The sequence below is a fragment of the Streptococcus mitis genome, from assembly GCF_022137125.1.
GTDB classification, from domain to species: domain Bacteria; phylum Bacillota; class Bacilli; order Lactobacillales; family Streptococcaceae; genus Streptococcus; species Streptococcus mitis_CE.
In genome coordinates, this window is record NZ_JAKNEQ010000002.1 from 1 (window position 1) to 17,763 (window position 17,763).

Consider the following 17,763-nt stretch of genomic DNA (forward strand, 5'->3'; position numbering starts at 1 on the left):
TATCTTTTTGGACTTGAATGAACAAGTTTGTCAAAAACTTATATCAGAATCCAAAAGCTATCTTTTTGGACTTGAATGAACAAGTTTGTCAAAAACTTATATCAGAATCCAAACTGAAAGAGCATATTGATGAGAAACGAGCTATGGACTATCTGCGATTGATTCAGGATATGTTTCGTTCCTATTATTTAACTGTTTCGTCAGATAGCAGTTTGCCTGACTTGGTTTCAGGATATGAACATCAATTATCACAGGTTTTGGATATGATGATTTATGGAATACTAGAGGAAGATTCCTCTAAAAAAGGAGAAAAATAATGTCGAAAATTTGGAAATGGTTGTTACTAATTGCGGGTATTTTTGCAGTTTTTGTAGGTTTTAATATGTTTGCACATCCTCTTATTAGCTTGGCTTCCATGACTTTCTGGTTTGCACTTGTATTTGCAGTTCAAGGGATTTCTGAGATTGTACAATACTTCAAATCAGAAGAAAAGCATGGCTGGAATTTATTTGGAGGAATTGTTACCCTCATCCTCGCTCTTACCTTGTTCTCAGGTAGCTTTATTGAAATGGTAACATTTGTACCATTTATCATTTCTTTATGGGCCTTGACAAATGGTATTACAAAAACTATCGTTGGTTTCAAGGTTCGTAAGACGGATAAATCGGTAGGTACCCCTCTAGTTTGGATGGGGATTTTAGGAATCGTAGCAGGTTTAATCATGATGGGACACCCATTGATGACCGGTCTCTATATTAGTTACACCATTGCCTTTGTCTTTATTTATCAAGGTATTGTGGCAATTGTTCAATTCTTCAAGATTAAATAAGAATAAAATGGAGTCTGTCTGATTACAATCAGCAGACTTTTTTCTCTTTCCTGAATGTGTTATAATAGTCCATGCTATGGCTGGAGCCTTTTCAGCCTACTTATACTCTTCGAAAATCTCTTCAAACTGCGTCAGCTTCTATCTGCAACCTCAAAACAATGTTTTGAGCAACCTGTGGCCAGCTTTCTAGTTTGCTCTTTGATTTTCATTGAGTATTATTAAGACAATATGAGGAGAAAGATGAAAGAAAAAGGATTTTGGGAGGGGGCGCAGGCAGCCATGCCAACGGCCCTTGGTTATATCAGTATTGGTCTGGCCTGTGGAATTATTGGTGCGCCTTATGTGACACCTGTGGAGATGGGCTTGATGAGCCTCTTTGTTTATGCTGGGAGTGCCCAGTTTGCCATGTTGGCCCTGATTGCGGTTCAAGCACCTGTAGCGGCTATTGCTATGACGGTTTTTCTAATCAATTTGCGTCTCTTTTTGTTGAGCTTACACGCATCAACCTATTTCCGTCATACCAGTCTCTGGCAAAATATTGGTATGTCTAGTCTCTTGACAGATGAGACTTACGGCGTTTTGATGGGCGAATTGGCCCATACAGACAAGGTCAATCCGATGTGGATGCATGGCAACAATCTCAACAGCTATGTGGCTTGGTTTGTGGGAACAGTGGTTGGAACGGCTCTAGGTGGCCTGCTACCAAATCCAGAAATCTTTGGGCTGGACTTTGCTTTGGTTGGGATGTTCATCGGAATTTTTGCTTCACAATTCCAGATTATGCAAAGACGGATACCAGTCCGCAATCTGCTCATTATCCTAGCGGTTGTTGCGGTGTCCTTCTTTTTACTCTTGACAGTGGTGTCTCAGTCTCTAGCTGTTCTGTTTGCGACGCTACTTGGTTGTAGCATGGGGGTGATTTTAGATGGTCAGTAAGTATCTTTTATTAGCAGTTATTTTCTCTGGCTTGGTGACTTGGATTCCCCGTATGATTCCCTTCATCTTGGTCAAGTATAAGGGCTTGCCTGCAATCGTTGAGCGTTTTTTGAAATTCTTGCCCGTTTCCATTATCTTTGCCTTGATTCTGTCAAGCGTAGTGACAGGTAAGGTTGGGAGTCTTCCTCAAATCAAATGGCTAGACTTCTTAGCCGTCTTTCCAACAGCTTGGGTAGCCTTTCGCTACCGCAATCTAGTCGGAACAGTTCTCTTTGGAGTAGTCTTAATTGCAGTCTTGCGTTTGGTCTTTTAATACTCTTCGAAAATCAAATTCAAACCACGTCAGCGTCGCCTTACCGTATATATGTTACTGACTTCGTCAGTTCTATCTACAACCTCAAAGCAGTGCTTTGAGCAACCTGCGGCTAGCTTTCTAGTTTGCTCTTTGATTTTCATTGAGTATAAATTAGCCATAAAGAAAACCTATCACAGAGATAGATATCATATAATGGCGTAAATGGTCTTTTTCTGTTAAGATTATAAGGTATTCTATTTTGGAGGAAATGACATGAAAAAAATCGTTAAATACTCATCTCTTGCTGCCTTAGGCCTTGTTGCTGCAGGTGTGTTAGCAGCTTGCTCAGGTGGTGCTAAGAAAGAAGGAGAAGCAGCTAGCAAGAAAGAAATTATCGTTGCAACTAATGCTACACCAAAACCATTCAACTATGAAGAAAATGGCGAATTGACTGGTTACGAAATTGAAGTGGTTCGCGCTATCTTTAAAGACTCTGACAAGTATGATGTCAAGTTTGAGAAGACAGAGTGGTCAGGAGTCTTTGCAGGACTTGATGCCGACCGTTACAATATGGCTGTTAGCAACATCAGCTACACTAAAGAACGTGCTGAAAAATACCTTTATGCAGCTCCAACTGCTAAAAACCCTAACGTTCTTGTAGTGAAAAAAGATGACCCTAGCATCAAATCGCTTGATGATATCGGTGGAAAATCAACAGAAGTTGTTCAAGGGACAACATCTGCTAAACAGCTAGAAGACTACAACAAACAACATTCAGATAATCCAACTGTCCTAAAGTATACTAAAGCAGACTTCCAACAAATCATGGGACGCTTGAGCGATGGCCAGTTTGACTACAAGATTTTTGATAAAATCGGTGTTGAAACAGTCATCAAGGACCAAGGTTTGGACAACTTGAAAGTGATCGAACTTCCAAGCGACCAACAACCTTATGTTTACCCACTTCTTGCTAAAGGTCAAGATGAGTTGAAAACATTTGTAGACAAACGTATCCAAGAACTCTACAAAGACGGAACCCTTGAAAAATTGTCTAAACAATTCTTCGGAGACACTTATCTACCAGCAGAAGCTGATATTAAATAATTTTTTGAAATCATCCATTCTGAATCAGGTGGGTGATTTCTCAGTTTTTAAGGATATAGTTTTAAACTATATATCTGACTATCTAATAACAATTTGTGAAATCAAACAAATTGTGAGATACTAGTACGGTATTATTTTTAAGGAGAAAGAATCATGAAAATCAAAAAATGGCTTGGCCTAGCAGCCCTTGCTACAGTCGCAGGTTTGGCTCTTGCAGCTTGCGGAAACTCAGAAAAGAAAGCAGACAATGCAACAACTATTAAAATTGCAACTGTTAACCGTAGCGGTTCTGAAGAAAAACGTTGGGACAAAATTCAAGAATTGGTTAAAAAAGACGGTATCACTTTGGAATTTACAGAGTTCACAGACTACTCACAACCAAACAAGGCAACTGCTGATGGCGAAGTAGATTTGAACGCTTTCCAACACTATAACTTCTTGAACAACTGGAACAAAGAAAACGGAAAAGACCTTGTAGCGATTGCAGATACTTACATCTCTCCAATCCGTCTTTACTCAGGTTTGAATGGAGGCGACAACAAGTACACTAAAGTAGAAGACATCCCAGCAAACGGAGAAATCGCTGTACCGAACGATGCTACAAACGAAAGTCGTGCGCTTTACTTGCTTCAATCAGCTGGCTTGATTAAATTGGATGTTTCTGGAACTGCTCTTGCAACAGTTGCTAACATCAAAGAAAATCCAAAGAACTTGAAAATCACTGAATTGGACGCTAGCCAAACAGCTCGTTCATTGTCATCAGTTGACGCTGCTGTTGTAAACAATACCTTCGTTACAGAAGCAAAATTGGACTACAAGAAAGCTCTTTTCAAAGAACAAGCTGATGAAAACTCAAAACAATGGTATAACATCATCGTTGCGAAAAAAGATTGGGAAACATCACCTAAGGCTGATGCTATCAAGAAAGTAATCGCAGCTTACCACACAGATGAAGTGAAAAAAGTTATCGAAGAAACATCAGACGGTTTGGATCAACCAGTTTGGTAATAAGAAACAGGGAGGTGGGAGAGAAAATTCCACCTCTTGATTTTGTATAGAGCATGGATTGTCAGGAAGAGTAGTTCATAGAAAGGTAGAGAGAATATGGTTTTTCCTAGCGAACAAGAACAAATTGAAAAATTTGAAAAGGATCATGTGGCCCAGCATTATTTTGAAGTTTTGCGTACCTTGATTTCTAAGAAATCAGTCTTTGCCCAGCAGGTGGGTCTCAAAGAAGTTGCCAACTATCTGGGTGAGATTTTCAAGCGTGTGGGGGCTGAAGTGGAGATTGATGAGACTTATACGGCGCCTTTTGTCATGGCACATTTCAAGAGTTCGCGTCCAGATGCCAAGACCCTGATTTTCTATAACCACTATGACACTGTGCCAGCGGATGGGGATCAGGTCTGGACAGAGGATCCCTTTACGCTTTCGGTGCGCAATGGCTTCATGTATGGGCGTGGGGTTGATGACGACAAGGGTCATATCACAGCTCGTTTGAGTGCTTTGAGAAAATACATGCAGCACCACGATGACCTGCCTGTCAATATCAGTTTTATCATGGAGGGAGCGGAGGAATCGGCCTCGACAGACCTAGATAAGTATCTGGAAAAACATGCGGATAAACTCCGTGGGGCAGATTTGTTGGTCTGGGAACAAGGGACCAAAAATGCCTTGGAACAGCTAGAAATTTCTGGTGGAAATAAAGGGATTGTAACCTTTGATGCCAAGGTAAAAAGTGCTGATGTGGATATCCATTCGAGTTATGGTGGGGTTGTGGAATCAGCTCCCTGGTACCTCCTTCAAGCCTTACAGTCTCTTCGTGCAGCAGATGGCCGTATCTTGGTTGAAGGTTTGTACGAAGAAGTTCAAGAGCCGAATGAACGAGAATTGGCCTTGGTGGATACCTATGCCCAACGAAATCCAGGGGAAATCAGCCAGATTTATGGTTTGGAATTGCCTCTTTTACAAGAGGATCGTGCAGCCTTTCTAAAACGTTTCTTTTTTGAACCAGCCCTTAATATCGAAGGGATTCAGTCAGGTTATCAAGGACAAGGAGTTAAAACGATTTTGCCAGCAGAAGCCAGCGCTAAGTTGGAAGTTCGTTTGGTTCCTGGTCTAGAACCGCATGATGTTCTGGAAAAAATTCGGAAACAGCTAGACAAAAATGGCTTTGATAAGGTAGAATTATACTATACCTTGGGAGAGATGAGTTATCGCAGCGATATGAGCGCGCCAGCCATTCTCAATGTAATCGAGTTGGCCAAGAAATTCTATCCACAGGGCGTTTCAGTCTTGCCGACTACAGCTGGGACAGGGCCTATGCATACGGTCTTTGATGCCCTAGAGGTACCAATGGTGGCTTTCGGTCTAGGAAATGCCAATAGTCGAGACCACGGTGGAGATGAGAACGTGCGAATCGCCGATTACTACACCCATATTGAATTAGTAGAGGAGCTGATTAGAAGCTATGAGTAGAGATATTATCAAGTTAGATCAGATCGATGTGACTTTTCACCAAAAGAAGAGAACCATCACGGCGGTCAAGGATGTGACCATTCACATCCAAGAAGGGGATATCTACGGAATCGTTGGATATTCTGGAGCAGGGAAATCAACCCTTGTACGGGTGATTAATCTCTTGCAAAAACCATCTGCAGGGAAAATTACCATTGACGATGATGTGATTTTTGATGGCAAGGTGACCTTGACAGCAGAGCAGTTGCGTCGTAAACGTCAAGATATCGGAATGATTTTCCAGCATTTTAACCTGATGAGCCAAAAGACAGCAGAGGAGAATGTAGCCTTTGCCCTTAAACATTCTGGACTCAGCAAGGAAGAAAAGAAGGCTAAAGTAGCTAAGTTGTTGGACTTGGTTGGCTTGGCAGACCGTGCTGAAAACTACCCTTCACAACTATCTGGAGGGCAAAAACAGCGTGTGGCCATTGCGCGTGCCTTAGCCAATGATCCAAAAATCTTGATTTCAGACGAGTCAACTTCTGCCCTTGACCCTAAGACAACCAAGCAGATTTTAGCCTTGTTGCAAGATTTGAACCAAAAATTAGGCTTGACTGTTGTCTTGATTACGCATGAAATGCAGATTGTCAAAGACATTGCCAACCGTGTGGCAGTCATGCAGGATGGGCATTTGATTGAAGAGGGCAGCGTTCTTGAAATCTTCTCAGATCCTAAACAACCTTTGACCCAAGACTTTATCTCAACAGCTACAGGTATTGATGAAGCCATGGTCAAAATCGAGAAGCAAGAAATCGTGGAACATCTGTCTGAAAACAGCCTTTTGGTGCAACTCAAGTATGCAGGTGCTTCAACAGACGAGCCACTTTTGAATGAATTGTACAAGCATTACCAAGTAACGGCTAATATCCTCTATGGAAATATCGAAATCCTCGATGGAACTCCTGTTGGAGAATTGGTTGTGGTACTGTCTGGTGAAAAAGCAGCGTTGGCAGGTGCCCAAGAAGCCATTCGTCAAGCAGGTGTGCAACTAAAAGTATTGAAGGGAGGACAGTAAGATGGAATCATTGATTCAAACCTATTTACCAAATGTCTATAAGATGGGCTGGGCTGGTCAAGCAGGTTGGGGAACAGCCATCTACCTAACCCTCTATATGACAGTTCTTTCCTTCATCATCGGAGGGTTCTTGGGGCTAGTGGCAGGTCTCTTCCTTGTCTTGACAGCGCCAGGTGGTGTCTTGGAAAATAAAGTCGTTTTCTGGATTTTGGATAAGATTACCTCTATTTTCCGTGCGGTGCCATTTATCATTCTCTTGGCAGTCTTGTCACCCTTTTCTCATCTAATCGTAGGAACAAGCATTGGTCCAAATGCGGCTATCGTACCGCTATCTTTTGCAGTCTTTGCCTTCTTTGCCCGTCAAGTACAGGTGGTATTGGCTGAGCTAGATGGTGGTGTCATTGAGGCGGCTCAAGCTAGCGGAGCTACATTCTGGGATATCGTAGGTGTTTACCTATCAGAAGGCCTTCCAGATTTGATCCGTGTGACGACTGTGACCTTGATTTCCCTTGTTGGTGAAACAGCCATGGCCGGAGCGGTTGGAGCTGGCGGTATTGGTAACGTAGCCATCGCTTATGGATTTAACCGCTACAATCACGATGTGACTATCTTGGCAACCATCATTATCATTTTGATTATCTTTGCAATCCAATTCTTGGGAGATTTCTTGACCAAGAAATTGAGCCATAAATAAAGAGATCTAGGCAATCTGTACATCATTCATAGGAGTTGTCGTTATAGTCAAGACTTGAAATTTTCTGTACTGGTTGCTATCAACCGTTACTTTTATGAGTTAGAGAGTTAAGAATTGTGGGGAGTCAATATGCAAAATCTGGGAGAAGTTTTTAAAGAATTGAGAAAGAGTCGGAATGTATCTCTACAGGAGGCGACGGGAGGAGAGTTTACTTATTCCATGCTTAGCAAATTTGAGCGTGGAGAAGCAGACCTATCATCTATGAAATTGATTACTGCCTTAGATAACATCCACTCTGATTTGAATGAATTTATGTACTTGGTACGTGGTTTTTCTCAGAAAAAGGTTTTGGCTTTTCAAGAAAATCTTTGGGATTTATATGATAGAGAAGGGATTGATTCTCTCCATTCCTTGTATGAAGAGACGACTCAAAAGTATAGATCAAGTGGTGAAACAAGCTATCTTTTACAAATGATTCGTATCAAAAGCCTTCTTGTGTTTTTTGATTCAGAAATAAGAGCAACGGATGAAGAACTGACTTTTCTCTATGACTATTTTTTTACTATTGACATCTGGGGAAATTATGAATTGGAACTATTTTCAACGATTTCTACTTTGTTTCCTCTGCCCCTCTATTTTAAATATTCTAGGGAGATGTTGCAAAAGACGGATTTATTAGGCTCTTTACCTAGTAACAAAGTTGGTATTGACACCATTTTAATTAATGGACTCTTTAAAGCGATAGAGGAAAAGGATAAATTAAAAGCAGATTATTTTATCTTTCAGATTGAAAAACGAGAATTGCCAGAATCTCAAGCTTATCTTAAAATCATTTATATGATTGCTAAAGGGTATTATGATACTATTTTTAATGTAAAAAATAAGGGTCTTGAAAAAATCCAGAGAGGCATTACAATCTTACAAGATTTAGAGTATGTAGATGGTGCAAGATACTATGAAAACTATTTTGCAAATCAACTTTCAAATAAAGATTTGTAATATATTCTCGTTACATCGACTGATGAAAAATAAATAGCCTTGTAGATGGATTGATAATTAGTAGTTTCTAGGCGCTAGAGTTTCTATTTTCAGAAAAAATATATTACAAAAAAGTGGGGAGCCCCACTTTTTTTGTTATACTGGTTCCATAAAACAAAGGAGGTAACAGAAATGACAAAATTTGCAATGACTGCATCAAAACATGCAGAACCAGTCAAAGAATTTGTAGCTACTTACAAATGTTCAGTTCATAAAGGATAATGAACTCAGATTGGCAATATTTTATAAGGAGTATAGATTTGTATATCATACTCCTTTATCTATTTGTAAAAAGGTGAACTATGGATAGAATGGACTTCACATACTATAATGATAATTTATATAAATTGGAAGAATTTGGTTTTAAAATTCATATTTCTGCTACTATAAAGAATTATACACAAGTATTTGATATAGTTAGTAAGTTGCTAGAACGAGAAAGAACTATGTATAAATGTTTGTCTGACTTTGATAAAATTTATAAAAATTTTTCAGAAAATGAATCATCTGCAGAATCAGGGAAGTTTATAACTATTTATCCAAAGAATAGAGATCACTGTATAGATTTACTTGAAAAGCTTTATCAAAAAATACCTTGTGATTTCCAAGGTATTTATATACTAAGTGATAGAAAATATAAAAATTCAAATAATATTTTCTACAGATTTGGATGTAATATTGTTAATGAAGCGCATTTAATTGACGGCTTACCTAGTATGTATGGACCAGATGGGGAAGTTTGGCAAGATTATCAAAAATCTTATTTTGACTTACCTAAATGGATTGAAGATATTCAAGAACCTCAAATATTTGAAGATACATACATGTCTAATAATTATGAAATAAATTCAATAATAAAATCTAGTAATGGCGGTAATATCTATTTAGCTAATTCAAAAAAATATAATAGGAAAGTTGTGATAAAGGAATGCCGTAATTTCGTTTTATCATATATAAATGTAGAAAAGAGGGAGTTTAGAGAAAGAGAGTGGGAGTTATCTAAGAAGCTAATCAAATATATTCCCAAATCGCTTGAAAATATTAATGAATGGACAAATGGATATTTTATTTATGAATTTATAGACGGCTACACATTAAAAGATTTTGTAGATGATTATAACTTATATTCTTATTCTAGTAGTGACATTATTAAAAATTACTCCAATTTTCTTACTTTATTAAGAATTTTTGAAAAAATAATTGAAGTGGTTGAATATTTTCATAAAGAAAATATTGTGTTGAATGATATTCATTCAGATAATATTCTGATTACAGAAATGTTAGATTTGTATTTTATTGACTTAGAAAACTCATATCAATCATCTGAATCTCCGACAGTAGGTATTTATAATGACATTTGTTTAAAAAAATGGAATTGTATAGAAGGTAAAAAAGCAGATTGTTATAAAGTTGCAAACTTGATGTTATTTTTACTGGGGAGATTACACTTGAGAGAAGAAGAAGCTTTAAAAACTAATAAAGTAAAAGAATTACTTCTTCAAAAAGGAATAGTAACGAACATAGATATTCTAATAAATTATCTATTTAGTGATAATCCAGATATACATACTGCTAAAAAAATATTTTCAAATATATATGCAGAGAGACAGAAAGAAACAAAAATTACGTCCTCAAGTACGGCATTTATACCACTAAGTGACGAAGAATTTCTGAATTTATTAGAGTCAAGATTTGATTTTACAGAAAGTATAGATATAACCTCTGATGAATCGTTGGATATATTTGATAGTTTTAATACTTATGGTTTAAATGGTTTATCGGGATTTTTAATTTTTTTACATAAAATTTCTTTCAGCAGATATACTATAAGTAGAGGTATTGAGATTGTATTATCCAATCTGTTAGACATAGGTGGTAGAAAATTTTTGAAAAATTCTACCACAACAGTTTCTCCTTATTTGTTAGATGGAACATCTGGGGTCATAAGAATGTTGTTATATATTGATCCATTTAAATACAAAGATATTATTTTGGATCTGAGTTCGAGTATATTGGTTGAGTATGCTCAGTTTTCTGGATATTGGATGGGAATGGATGGGTTAGCAGATACTCTGTTAGCAGTTAACAAATATTTTCCTAATAATGAATTTATTGTAGTAGCAAAAGAATTATTAATAACTAGTTCTATTCTAAAGGACGTGGGGTTAAATACAGAAAATCTTATTCCTAGAGTGAAGATTGATAGTTTACTGGATTGCCAAGGAGGTCTGTTATGAAACTATTCTTAAGACATCATTTATTTAGAATACTTACCTTATCGAGGTTTTTAAGCTCAAGTGGAGCTTATATTTATAATCTGGTATTTATCGTTTATGCTGCGAGTCTGCCCTTTAAAAATATAGCTGTATTTATGGCGAATATGATTACGATTTTACCTTTCCTATTTACTTTTTATGTTGGGATTAAGGCTGATCATACTCGGAATAAAGCAGGGACAATTATCTGGGTTGGTTGTGTGCAAAGTCTACTATTTCTTTTGATTGCTAGTGTGATTCATGACCAGAACTTCGTGACGTTTGCTTTTATCTGTATGGTTAATATCTGTTCAGATATTTTATCGGATTATACAGCAGGCCTTCGTATGCCGATTATCCAGCATAATATTTCGGAAGATAAGCTCTATGAAGCTTATTCATTTACTCAGTTTGTTTCCTATTTATCAAATCTAGGAGGTCAAGCCTTAGGAGTGTGGTTACTCACAACCAGCAATCAAAATTTTTCTTTTGTTGCGATTGTGAATGCTGGCTTCTTTTTACTATCTTCTCTTATTTTGTTCAAAAATAGAAGAAAATTGACGCATTTGTCTGTAAGTGTAGAGGATAAGTCGATTAGTTTACTCCAACAAGTTAAGGCAATCTATGCGGACATGGATGATATATTTAGACAGAGAGAAAGTAAATCATTGTTTAAAATTATTCTTGTCATTTTGGTAATGAATACTTTGGGAGGAGCTGTTGGAGGTATTTATCACTTTTACTTATTAGACCATACTATCTATCATCTCAGCTATGCTCAGGCCCTATTTTTAATTGAATGTGTTAGCTTGGGAGGAGCTATTATTGGTAGCCTAACTCCCCATGATTATTTTGGTAAATGGTCGTTTTCAAGATTGCTATCGCTCAATGCAATTCTGTTTGTATTACTTGCTACTGCTAATATTTTAGATTTTTCTCCTCTAGTAGGTGTTGCTTGCTTAGCTTTTGTCATGTATTTGATGTCGAAATCAATGCCTAAATTAGATACTCTGTTATTGTCTAATTTGAGCGCGGATGTATTAGCTAGAAGTAATAATCTCTTGAGTATGATTTTTTCCCTAACATTACCCTTGGGGATGTCTGTATTTTCCTTCTTAGCTTTACAAGATATCAGGCTTTGTTGGTGGGTGTTTTTGGTAGTGAGTGTGATAGGGTTGATTTTATCACTAGAAAAAAGAAGTTTTTCGGGTAAAAAATTTTAACCTAGGAAAATCAGGCTTACTAGAAGGTCTGCCAGATTTGATTCGTGTGACGACTGTGACCTTGATTTCCCTTGTTGGTGAAACAGCCATGGCCGGAGCGGTTGGAGCTGGTGGTATTGGTAACGTATCCGTCGCTTATGGATTTATACTCTTCAAAAATCAAATTCAAACCACGTCAGCGTTGCCTTGCCGTACTCAAGTACAGCCTGCGGCTAGCTTCCTAGTTTGCTCTTTGATTTTCATTGAGTATTAACCGCTACAATCACGATGTGACTATCTTGGCAACCATCATTATCATTTTGATTATCTTTGCAATCCAATTCTTGGGAGATTTCTTGACTAAGAAATTGAGGCATAAATAAAATAGGCGCCATAATATCCATAGGGGATTTACCCACTACAAATATTATAGAGCCAAATAAAAAAGAGCCGTGTGGCTCTTTTTTAGTAATCAGATTTTCTGTGCCAATTTTTTACTCAAGGCTTGTCCAATCAAGGCACCCACTAGGGCTCCGATGACAATACTTGCGATAAATAGAAGGACGGTTCCAGGATTTAGCGCGACCATGATACGGTCGATATATTCTTGGGATTTTCCTCTTGCTAGAAGGGTTGCCATATAGGCTTTGGGCGCAATCCACATAAGCAAGATTGGTCCTGATGTGCTAAAGGCAAAAATAAGGAAAGAAAGGAGGTTCTTTGTTTGGTCCTTGTATTTTCCGAGGCTAGCTACTCCATCTGCTAGGAGGCCACAGATAATTCCAGGAAGGAAGGCACCGGCACCGTGTTTAGTTCCCAAGAAAAAGAGAGCAATAACAAGGCCGATAGTGGTAATGGCTCCAAAGCGCGGAACTTTTGCGACTAGGATCATATAGACGCTACCGCCGACAAGGGCAGTAAAGGCAGGCGCATAAAACATGTTTCCAGTTTGGTCAAAGAGATTGCCCAAAAGGACACCAATCCCCATGCAGAGGAAGTAAAGAACTGCAAAAAGCAGTGTAGTTAAGATAGATTTCTTCATGAATTGTCTCCTGATAATTTTTTCACAATTCTCATTTTACCATGGTTTGGTGGGATTGTAAATGGATACTAGAAGTTTTTGAAAACGCTTGAAATATGATATAATAGTTTCATAGTTATTTTTAGGGGGATATCATGGGGAGATTTTTAGACTTTGTCTTTAATCGTTTCTTTTTAGGGATGATTGCGACAGCCTTCTTTTGGTTATTAACTTTAGCAGGAGGGATTATCCTTGGTCTAGCGCCGGCTAGTGCCACCTTGATGAGCCTGTATGCAGAACATGGTTATAGCTTTCGGGAATACAGTTTGAAGGAGGCGTGGTCTCTTTATAAGCAAAATTTCGTCTCAAGCAACCTGATTTTCTATAGCTTTTTAGGGGTGGATCTAGTTTTGGTCTATGGCCTGTATCTCTTGGTGCAATTGCCTCATCAGACTATTATTCATTTGATTGCGACCTTTTTGAATGTTCTAGTAGTTGCCCTGCTGTTTTTGGCTTATACAGTATCTTTGAAATTACAAGTTTATTTTGATTTGTCCTATCGAAATAGTCTCAAACTATCCTTTATTGGCATCTTTATGAGCTTAGCGGCTGTGGCCAAGGTTCTCCTTGGGACAGTGCTACTTGTGGCAATTGGTTACTATATGCCTGCCCTACTTTTCTTTGTAGGAATTGGGATGTGGCATTTCTTTATCAGTGATATGTTGGAACCGGTCTATGAAAGTATCCATGAAAAATTGGCGACAAAATAGAATGAAGCAGTTTTGGCTACATACGCTTCTAAGAACCTACAGTTCAGTTATGATGATTATTATTGCGAGTTTTGCAATCTTACTCTCTTACGCTGACTGGGATTCACGGGAAAAGGAAGCTCAAAGAGTAGCCCAGCGTGTAACCACTCGAACAGTCGATGAGGTGGAGTATTATTATCGGGAATCAGCCCAACTGGCGCAAGATTTAGTAGCTAATCAAGAACGGATACAAGGGGTTTATAAGTACTTTAGCTTGTCAACTTCTGAGTATTTTTATTGGCTGTTGGAGCATCAAGCGGCTTCGTCAACTTCTATTTCTCTGTATGAAAACATTGATGATCTTTATGTCCAAAATGACTCTATAACGGGTGTTGCAATCGTCTTGCAGGATTTTAAAGAAGTTTATGTGTCAACAAGGGATAAAAGAAGTGGTCATATCTTGCCTGCTGAGGCCTTTAAACCAGAGGCCAATAGTTTTGGAATTCCAGTTCTGGACCCAGCAACGGATCAATCTATAGGAGTGATTTACATCTCCTTGGATCCAGAAGTTTTATACCATGCTATTGACAATACCCGAGGTCATATTCCGATGGCTGTTACTGTGACATCACCATTTGATACGGAGATTTTTCATATTGGTGAGAGGGTCAATAGGGAACATGAGAACTGGTTTGTTGGTATGACTTCTCATGGATATCAGGTTCAGGTGGCAGTTCCTAAAAACTTTGTTTTACAAGGAACAGTGGCTAGCTCTGCTTTGATTGTGGGTTTGAGCCTTCTCTTTATTGTCATTCTCTATCTGACTTTGAGGCAGACTTTTGCTAATTATCAAAAGCAGGTAGTGGACCTGGTGGATTCCATCCAAGCTATTGCCCAAGGACAAGAAGGTCTTCGCATTGATACGCTTGAAAAGGATCAGGAATTGCTCCTAATCGCGGAGACGACCAATGATATGTTGGATCGCTTGGAAAAGAATATCCATGATATTTATCAGTTAGAGCTTAGTCAAAAAGATGCCAATATGCGGGCCTTGCAGGCGCAAATCAATCCTCATTTTATGTATAATACGCTGGAGTTCTTGCGCATGTATGCAGTTATGCAAAGTCAAGATGAGTTGGCAGATATCATTTATGAATTCAGTAGTCTTTTGCGTAACAATATTTCCGACGAAAGAGAAACTCTTCTCAAACAGGAATTAGAATTTTGCCGTAAATACAGCTATCTCTGCATGGTACGCTATCCCAAGTCCATTGCCTATGGTTTCAAGATAGATCCAGAGTTAGAGAATATGAAGATTCCTAAGTTTACCTTGCAACCGCTGGTAGAAAATTATTTCGCGCATGGTGTTGACCACAGACGGACAGATAATGTGATTAGCATCAAGGCGCTTAAACAGGATGGTTTTGTAGAAATTTTGGTGGTCGATAATGGCCGCGGAATGTCGGTTGAAAAACTGACAAGTATTCGAGAAAAATTAAGTCAGAGACATTTTGAACACCAAGCCAGTTACAGTGATCAAAAGCAATCTATCGGGATTGTCAATGTCCATGAGCGTTTTGTGCTCTATTTTGGGGACCGCTATGCTATTACTATAGAGTCTGCGGAGCAAGCAGGTGTTCAGTATCGCATTACAATTCAAGATGAGTAGAAAGGGAGAAAATGTATAAAGTATTATTAGTAGATGATGAGTACATGGTGACAGAAGGTCTGAAACGTTTGATTCCCTTTGATAAGTGGGATATGGAGGTCGTCGCAACAGCCAGTCATGCCGATGAAGCCCTAGAATATGTTCAAGAAAATCCTGTCGATGTGGTCATTTCCGATGTCAATATGCCCGACAAAACAGGGCTTGATATGATTCGAAAGATGAAAGAAATTTTACCAGATGCTGCCTATATCCTGCTCTCAGGTTATCAGGAGTTTGATTATGTCAAAAAGGCTATGAACCTCAAGGTTGTAGATTATTTGGTCAAGCCTGTTGATAAAGTAGAGTTGGGAAATCTGCTGGAGAAGATTGCAGGTCAGCTCGGCGAGAGAGGAAAGAAAAGTCAGACCCTCAGTCAAGATTTAGACGAGGCTGGATTTGTTAGTTATTTAGGGGATAAGGAGGATTGGTGGATAGGCCTATCCAAGGAAAAACAAGGCTCCTTCACCATTCCCTACTATGTCTTGGGTCAAGACTGGCAGATTTTCATTTCTGATCAACCCCTAGATGGTTTAGTCGTTACTCCCTTTGAAGCTCCTTATCAAGAACACTTTGAACGCTGGAAGCTGAATGCTGAGAAAGCCCTCTTTTACGGCTCTGTAAATCTACAACAGTCTGAGAGTCTCTTTACCTATTACGAACCGATTTATAGGGTTATCATTCAGGGAAATCTCAATCAAATCGTAGAAGAGTTAAATCTCTTGGAGAAGGTAGTTCTTGAAAATACACCCCGTGTTCCAATTACCAAGCAGCTTTTTATCCAGTTTGTCATGGATGTCTTTCACTTGTTTGAACATCTCAAAGCTGATGATATGACGGACATTGTCAAAACGATTCATGCTATTCAATCCTTCGATGAATTGGTTCCTTATATCAAGGAAACTCTGACTCGATTCTTTGGACAATATCGGATGAATGAAAATGTGGTTAGTGTGCTAGAAGTCATTGGGCGTGATTATCAGAAAGAACTTTCCCTCAAGGATATCAGTAAGGATCTCTTTATCAATCCTGTCTATCTGGGACAGTTGATTAAGCGAGAAACCAATTCGACCTTTGCAGAGCTTTTAAACAAACAACGCATCAAGGCTGCCCAACAGCTCTTGCTTTCAACTAGTGACAGTATCGAAGATATTTGTTATGCTGTTGGTTACAGTAATGTTGGATATTTCTATAAAGTGTTCCGAAAATTGTGCGGAAAATCGCCAAAAGCTTACCGAAAACAGGTAGAAACGACACTATAATATTTGTATCCCTTTACAAAAAGTGCTATAATATCAATAATAACATCAGGAGGTTCTATCATGAAAAAGAAACCAATTTATCTATGGGTCTTGCTCATCTTGTCTGCCCTTATTTCAGCTACGTCTCTGTTTGAACTTTTGAAGCCCTTGCCTAGTAAAGAAGTCCTTCGTGCTGCTCAAAAACAAGTTGCAGGGGTCAGTGCTCAGCAGGTAGAAGATAGCATTAATTTTAGCTATAGAGTGGCAGAAGCATCTCATTCTATTTTTAATGTGGCCTTGGTTGTACTATCTGCTATTTTAGTGGTAGTAGCGATTGTATTCCTTGTTCGTAAGAATTTGCAGTATGCAAACTATACTTATGTCGGCTATGTTTTGCTAGCCATTATTGGTTCGATTTATACCTATGTGACTTTACAAGACGCTTTGCAGCTGGTTCAAGATGAAACTATTCGTTTGACAATGGGTATTGGTTCAAAAGCTGTCAGCATTTTCTATATCGTTATCAATGTTCTTTTCCTAGCTCTTGTCTTTTACAAGATGTGGCGTCAGCAAAAAGCCTTGGCAGAAGAAGAGGAAACAGAAGAACTTGCCTAAGTATTGACAAAAAATAACTATCAAGTTACAATCTTGGTAGTTATTTTTCGATTATAGATAAAATCATGGAGGTACATATGAAGATAATTTCTTTAGTTTATATCAGTCTGAGCGGTAATACCGAGAGTTTTGTGACACGCTTGAAAGACTATCTCTTGTCCCAGTACGAGGGAATTGAGGTTCAAAAGATTCATATCAAGGATTTGGTCAAGGAAGGCCGCGATTTCTATGAGATGGATAATCCTTATGTTGCTTTTTTGCCGACCTACCTAGAAGGTGGGAATGGCGTGGATAACGGAGATGTCGAGATTTTGACGACACCAGTGGGGGATTTTATCGCCTATGGTGACAATGCTAGTAAGTGTTTTGGTGTAGTTGGTTCAGGCAATCGTAACTTTAATAACCAATACTGCTTGACAGCTAAGCAATACAGTCAACGTTTTGGTTTCCCTGTCTTGGCTGACTTTGAAATGCGAGGCATGCTGGGAGATATCAAACGTGTCGCAGCTATTATCGCAGATTTGTATGAGTTGGAAAGTTGAGCTTA

At 38.6% G+C, this 17,763-nt stretch carries 18 protein-coding genes and 2 pseudogenes; 19 read left to right on the forward strand and 1 reads right to left on the reverse strand.

Going from position 1 to position 17,763, the window contains the following annotated elements:
- Nucleotides 1-17 precede the first annotated feature (17 nt).
- From L0P31_RS01950 to L0P31_RS02015, 14 genes and pseudogenes are all read left to right on the forward strand, one after another.
- Entirely contained in the window at nt 18-317 is a 300-nt protein-coding gene (locus L0P31_RS01950) for a hypothetical protein (protein WP_238095533.1), read from the forward strand.
- Nucleotides 317-829 carry an HdeD family acid-resistance protein gene (locus L0P31_RS01955; protein ID WP_000036821.1) on the forward strand — a complete coding sequence of 171 codons (513 nt, stop codon included), beginning with the start codon at nt 317-319 and terminating at the stop codon, nt 827-829. The genes L0P31_RS01950 and L0P31_RS01955 overlap by 1 nt, the downstream gene beginning before the upstream one ends.
- A gap of 240 nt (nt 830-1,069) precedes the next feature.
- A complete protein-coding gene (locus L0P31_RS01960; RefSeq protein ID WP_238095535.1) occupies nt 1,070-1,765 on the forward strand; it encodes an AzlC family ABC transporter permease in 696 nt (231 codons plus the stop codon).
- A complete protein-coding gene (locus L0P31_RS01965) occupies nt 1,755-2,078 on the forward strand; it encodes an AzlD domain-containing protein (protein WP_000253936.1) in 324 nt (107 codons plus the stop codon). The genes L0P31_RS01960 and L0P31_RS01965 overlap by 11 nt, the downstream gene beginning before the upstream one ends.
- 255 nt (nt 2,079-2,333) lie before the next feature.
- Entirely contained in the window at nt 2,334-3,164 is an 831-nt protein-coding gene (locus L0P31_RS01970) for an amino acid ABC transporter substrate-binding protein (protein ID WP_004254995.1), read from the forward strand.
- A 153-nt stretch (nt 3,165-3,317) separates the two neighbouring features.
- Entirely contained in the window at nt 3,318-4,172 is an 855-nt protein-coding gene (locus L0P31_RS01975) for a MetQ/NlpA family ABC transporter substrate-binding protein (protein WP_049500710.1), read from the forward strand.
- 96 nt (nt 4,173-4,268) lie between these two features.
- A complete protein-coding gene (locus tag L0P31_RS01980; protein ID WP_000231807.1) occupies nt 4,269-5,642 on the forward strand; it encodes a M20 family metallopeptidase in 1,374 nt (457 codons plus the stop codon).
- On the forward strand, nt 5,635-6,696 hold the full coding sequence (locus tag L0P31_RS01985; RefSeq protein WP_000085666.1) for a methionine ABC transporter ATP-binding protein: 1,062 nt from the start codon (nt 5,635-5,637) through the stop codon (nt 6,694-6,696). The genes L0P31_RS01980 and L0P31_RS01985 overlap by 8 nt, the downstream gene beginning before the upstream one ends.
- 1 nt (nt 6,697) lies before the next feature.
- The gene (locus L0P31_RS01990; protein WP_000444647.1) at nt 6,698-7,390 is read left to right on the forward strand and encodes a methionine ABC transporter permease; all 693 of its coding nucleotides are present in this window, start codon (nt 6,698-6,700) and stop codon (nt 7,388-7,390) included.
- A gap of 261 nt (nt 7,391-7,651) precedes the next feature.
- Nucleotides 7,652-8,389, forward strand: coding sequence for an Rgg family transcriptional regulator (locus L0P31_RS01995; protein ID WP_237447168.1), 738 nt, complete (start codon nt 7,652-7,654; stop codon nt 8,387-8,389).
- A gap of 341 nt (nt 8,390-8,730) precedes the next feature.
- Nucleotides 8,731-10,665 (forward strand): class III lanthionine synthetase LanKC N-terminal domain-containing protein, encoded by a 1,935-nt coding sequence (locus L0P31_RS02000; protein ID WP_049502606.1) that lies wholly within the window; start codon nt 8,731-8,733, stop codon nt 10,663-10,665.
- Nucleotides 10,662-11,906: an MFS transporter gene (locus L0P31_RS02005; RefSeq protein ID WP_238095537.1), complete on the forward strand. Its 1,245-nt coding sequence runs from the start codon at nt 10,662-10,664 to the stop codon at nt 11,904-11,906. The genes L0P31_RS02000 and L0P31_RS02005 overlap by 4 nt, the downstream gene beginning before the upstream one ends.
- A gap of 16 nt (nt 11,907-11,922) precedes the next feature.
- A pseudogene (locus L0P31_RS02010) lies at nt 11,923-12,048 on the forward strand (ABC transporter permease); the annotation flags it as partial.
- A gap of 109 nt (nt 12,049-12,157) precedes the next feature.
- A pseudogene (locus L0P31_RS02015) lies at nt 12,158-12,268 on the forward strand (ABC transporter permease); the annotation flags it as partial.
- A gap of 89 nt (nt 12,269-12,357) precedes the next feature.
- Here the strand turns inward: L0P31_RS02015 and L0P31_RS02020 are convergent.
- Complete coding sequence (locus L0P31_RS02020; RefSeq protein ID WP_223340039.1) at nt 12,358-12,927, reverse strand: MptD family putative ECF transporter S component; 570 nt, start codon at nt 12,925-12,927, stop codon at nt 12,358-12,360.
- Between the two features lie 134 nt (nt 12,928-13,061).
- Between L0P31_RS02020 and L0P31_RS02025 the strand changes: the two genes are divergently transcribed.
- The 5 genes from L0P31_RS02025 (at nt 13,062) to nrdI (ending at nt 17,758) form a co-directional block, all read left to right on the forward strand.
- Nucleotides 13,062-13,676 carry a YesL family protein gene (locus L0P31_RS02025; protein WP_238095539.1) on the forward strand — a complete coding sequence of 205 codons (615 nt, stop codon included), beginning with the start codon at nt 13,062-13,064 and terminating at the stop codon, nt 13,674-13,676.
- The gene (locus L0P31_RS02030) at nt 13,654-15,324 is read left to right on the forward strand and encodes a sensor histidine kinase (protein WP_337926980.1); all 1,671 of its coding nucleotides are present in this window, start codon (nt 13,654-13,656) and stop codon (nt 15,322-15,324) included. The genes L0P31_RS02025 and L0P31_RS02030 overlap by 23 nt, the downstream gene beginning before the upstream one ends.
- An 11-nt stretch (nt 15,325-15,335) precedes the next feature.
- A complete protein-coding gene (locus tag L0P31_RS02035) occupies nt 15,336-16,622 on the forward strand; it encodes a response regulator transcription factor (protein ID WP_238095544.1) in 1,287 nt (428 codons plus the stop codon).
- 60 nt (nt 16,623-16,682) lie between these two features.
- Complete coding sequence (locus L0P31_RS02040) at nt 16,683-17,216, forward strand: ABC transporter permease (RefSeq protein WP_153210257.1); 534 nt, start codon at nt 16,683-16,685, stop codon at nt 17,214-17,216.
- A gap of 77 nt (nt 17,217-17,293) precedes the next feature.
- Nucleotides 17,294-17,758 carry a class Ib ribonucleoside-diphosphate reductase assembly flavoprotein NrdI gene (gene nrdI, locus L0P31_RS02045; RefSeq protein ID WP_238095547.1) on the forward strand — a complete coding sequence of 155 codons (465 nt, stop codon included), beginning with the start codon at nt 17,294-17,296 and terminating at the stop codon, nt 17,756-17,758.
- The last annotated feature ends 5 nt before the right edge of the window (nt 17,759-17,763 follow it).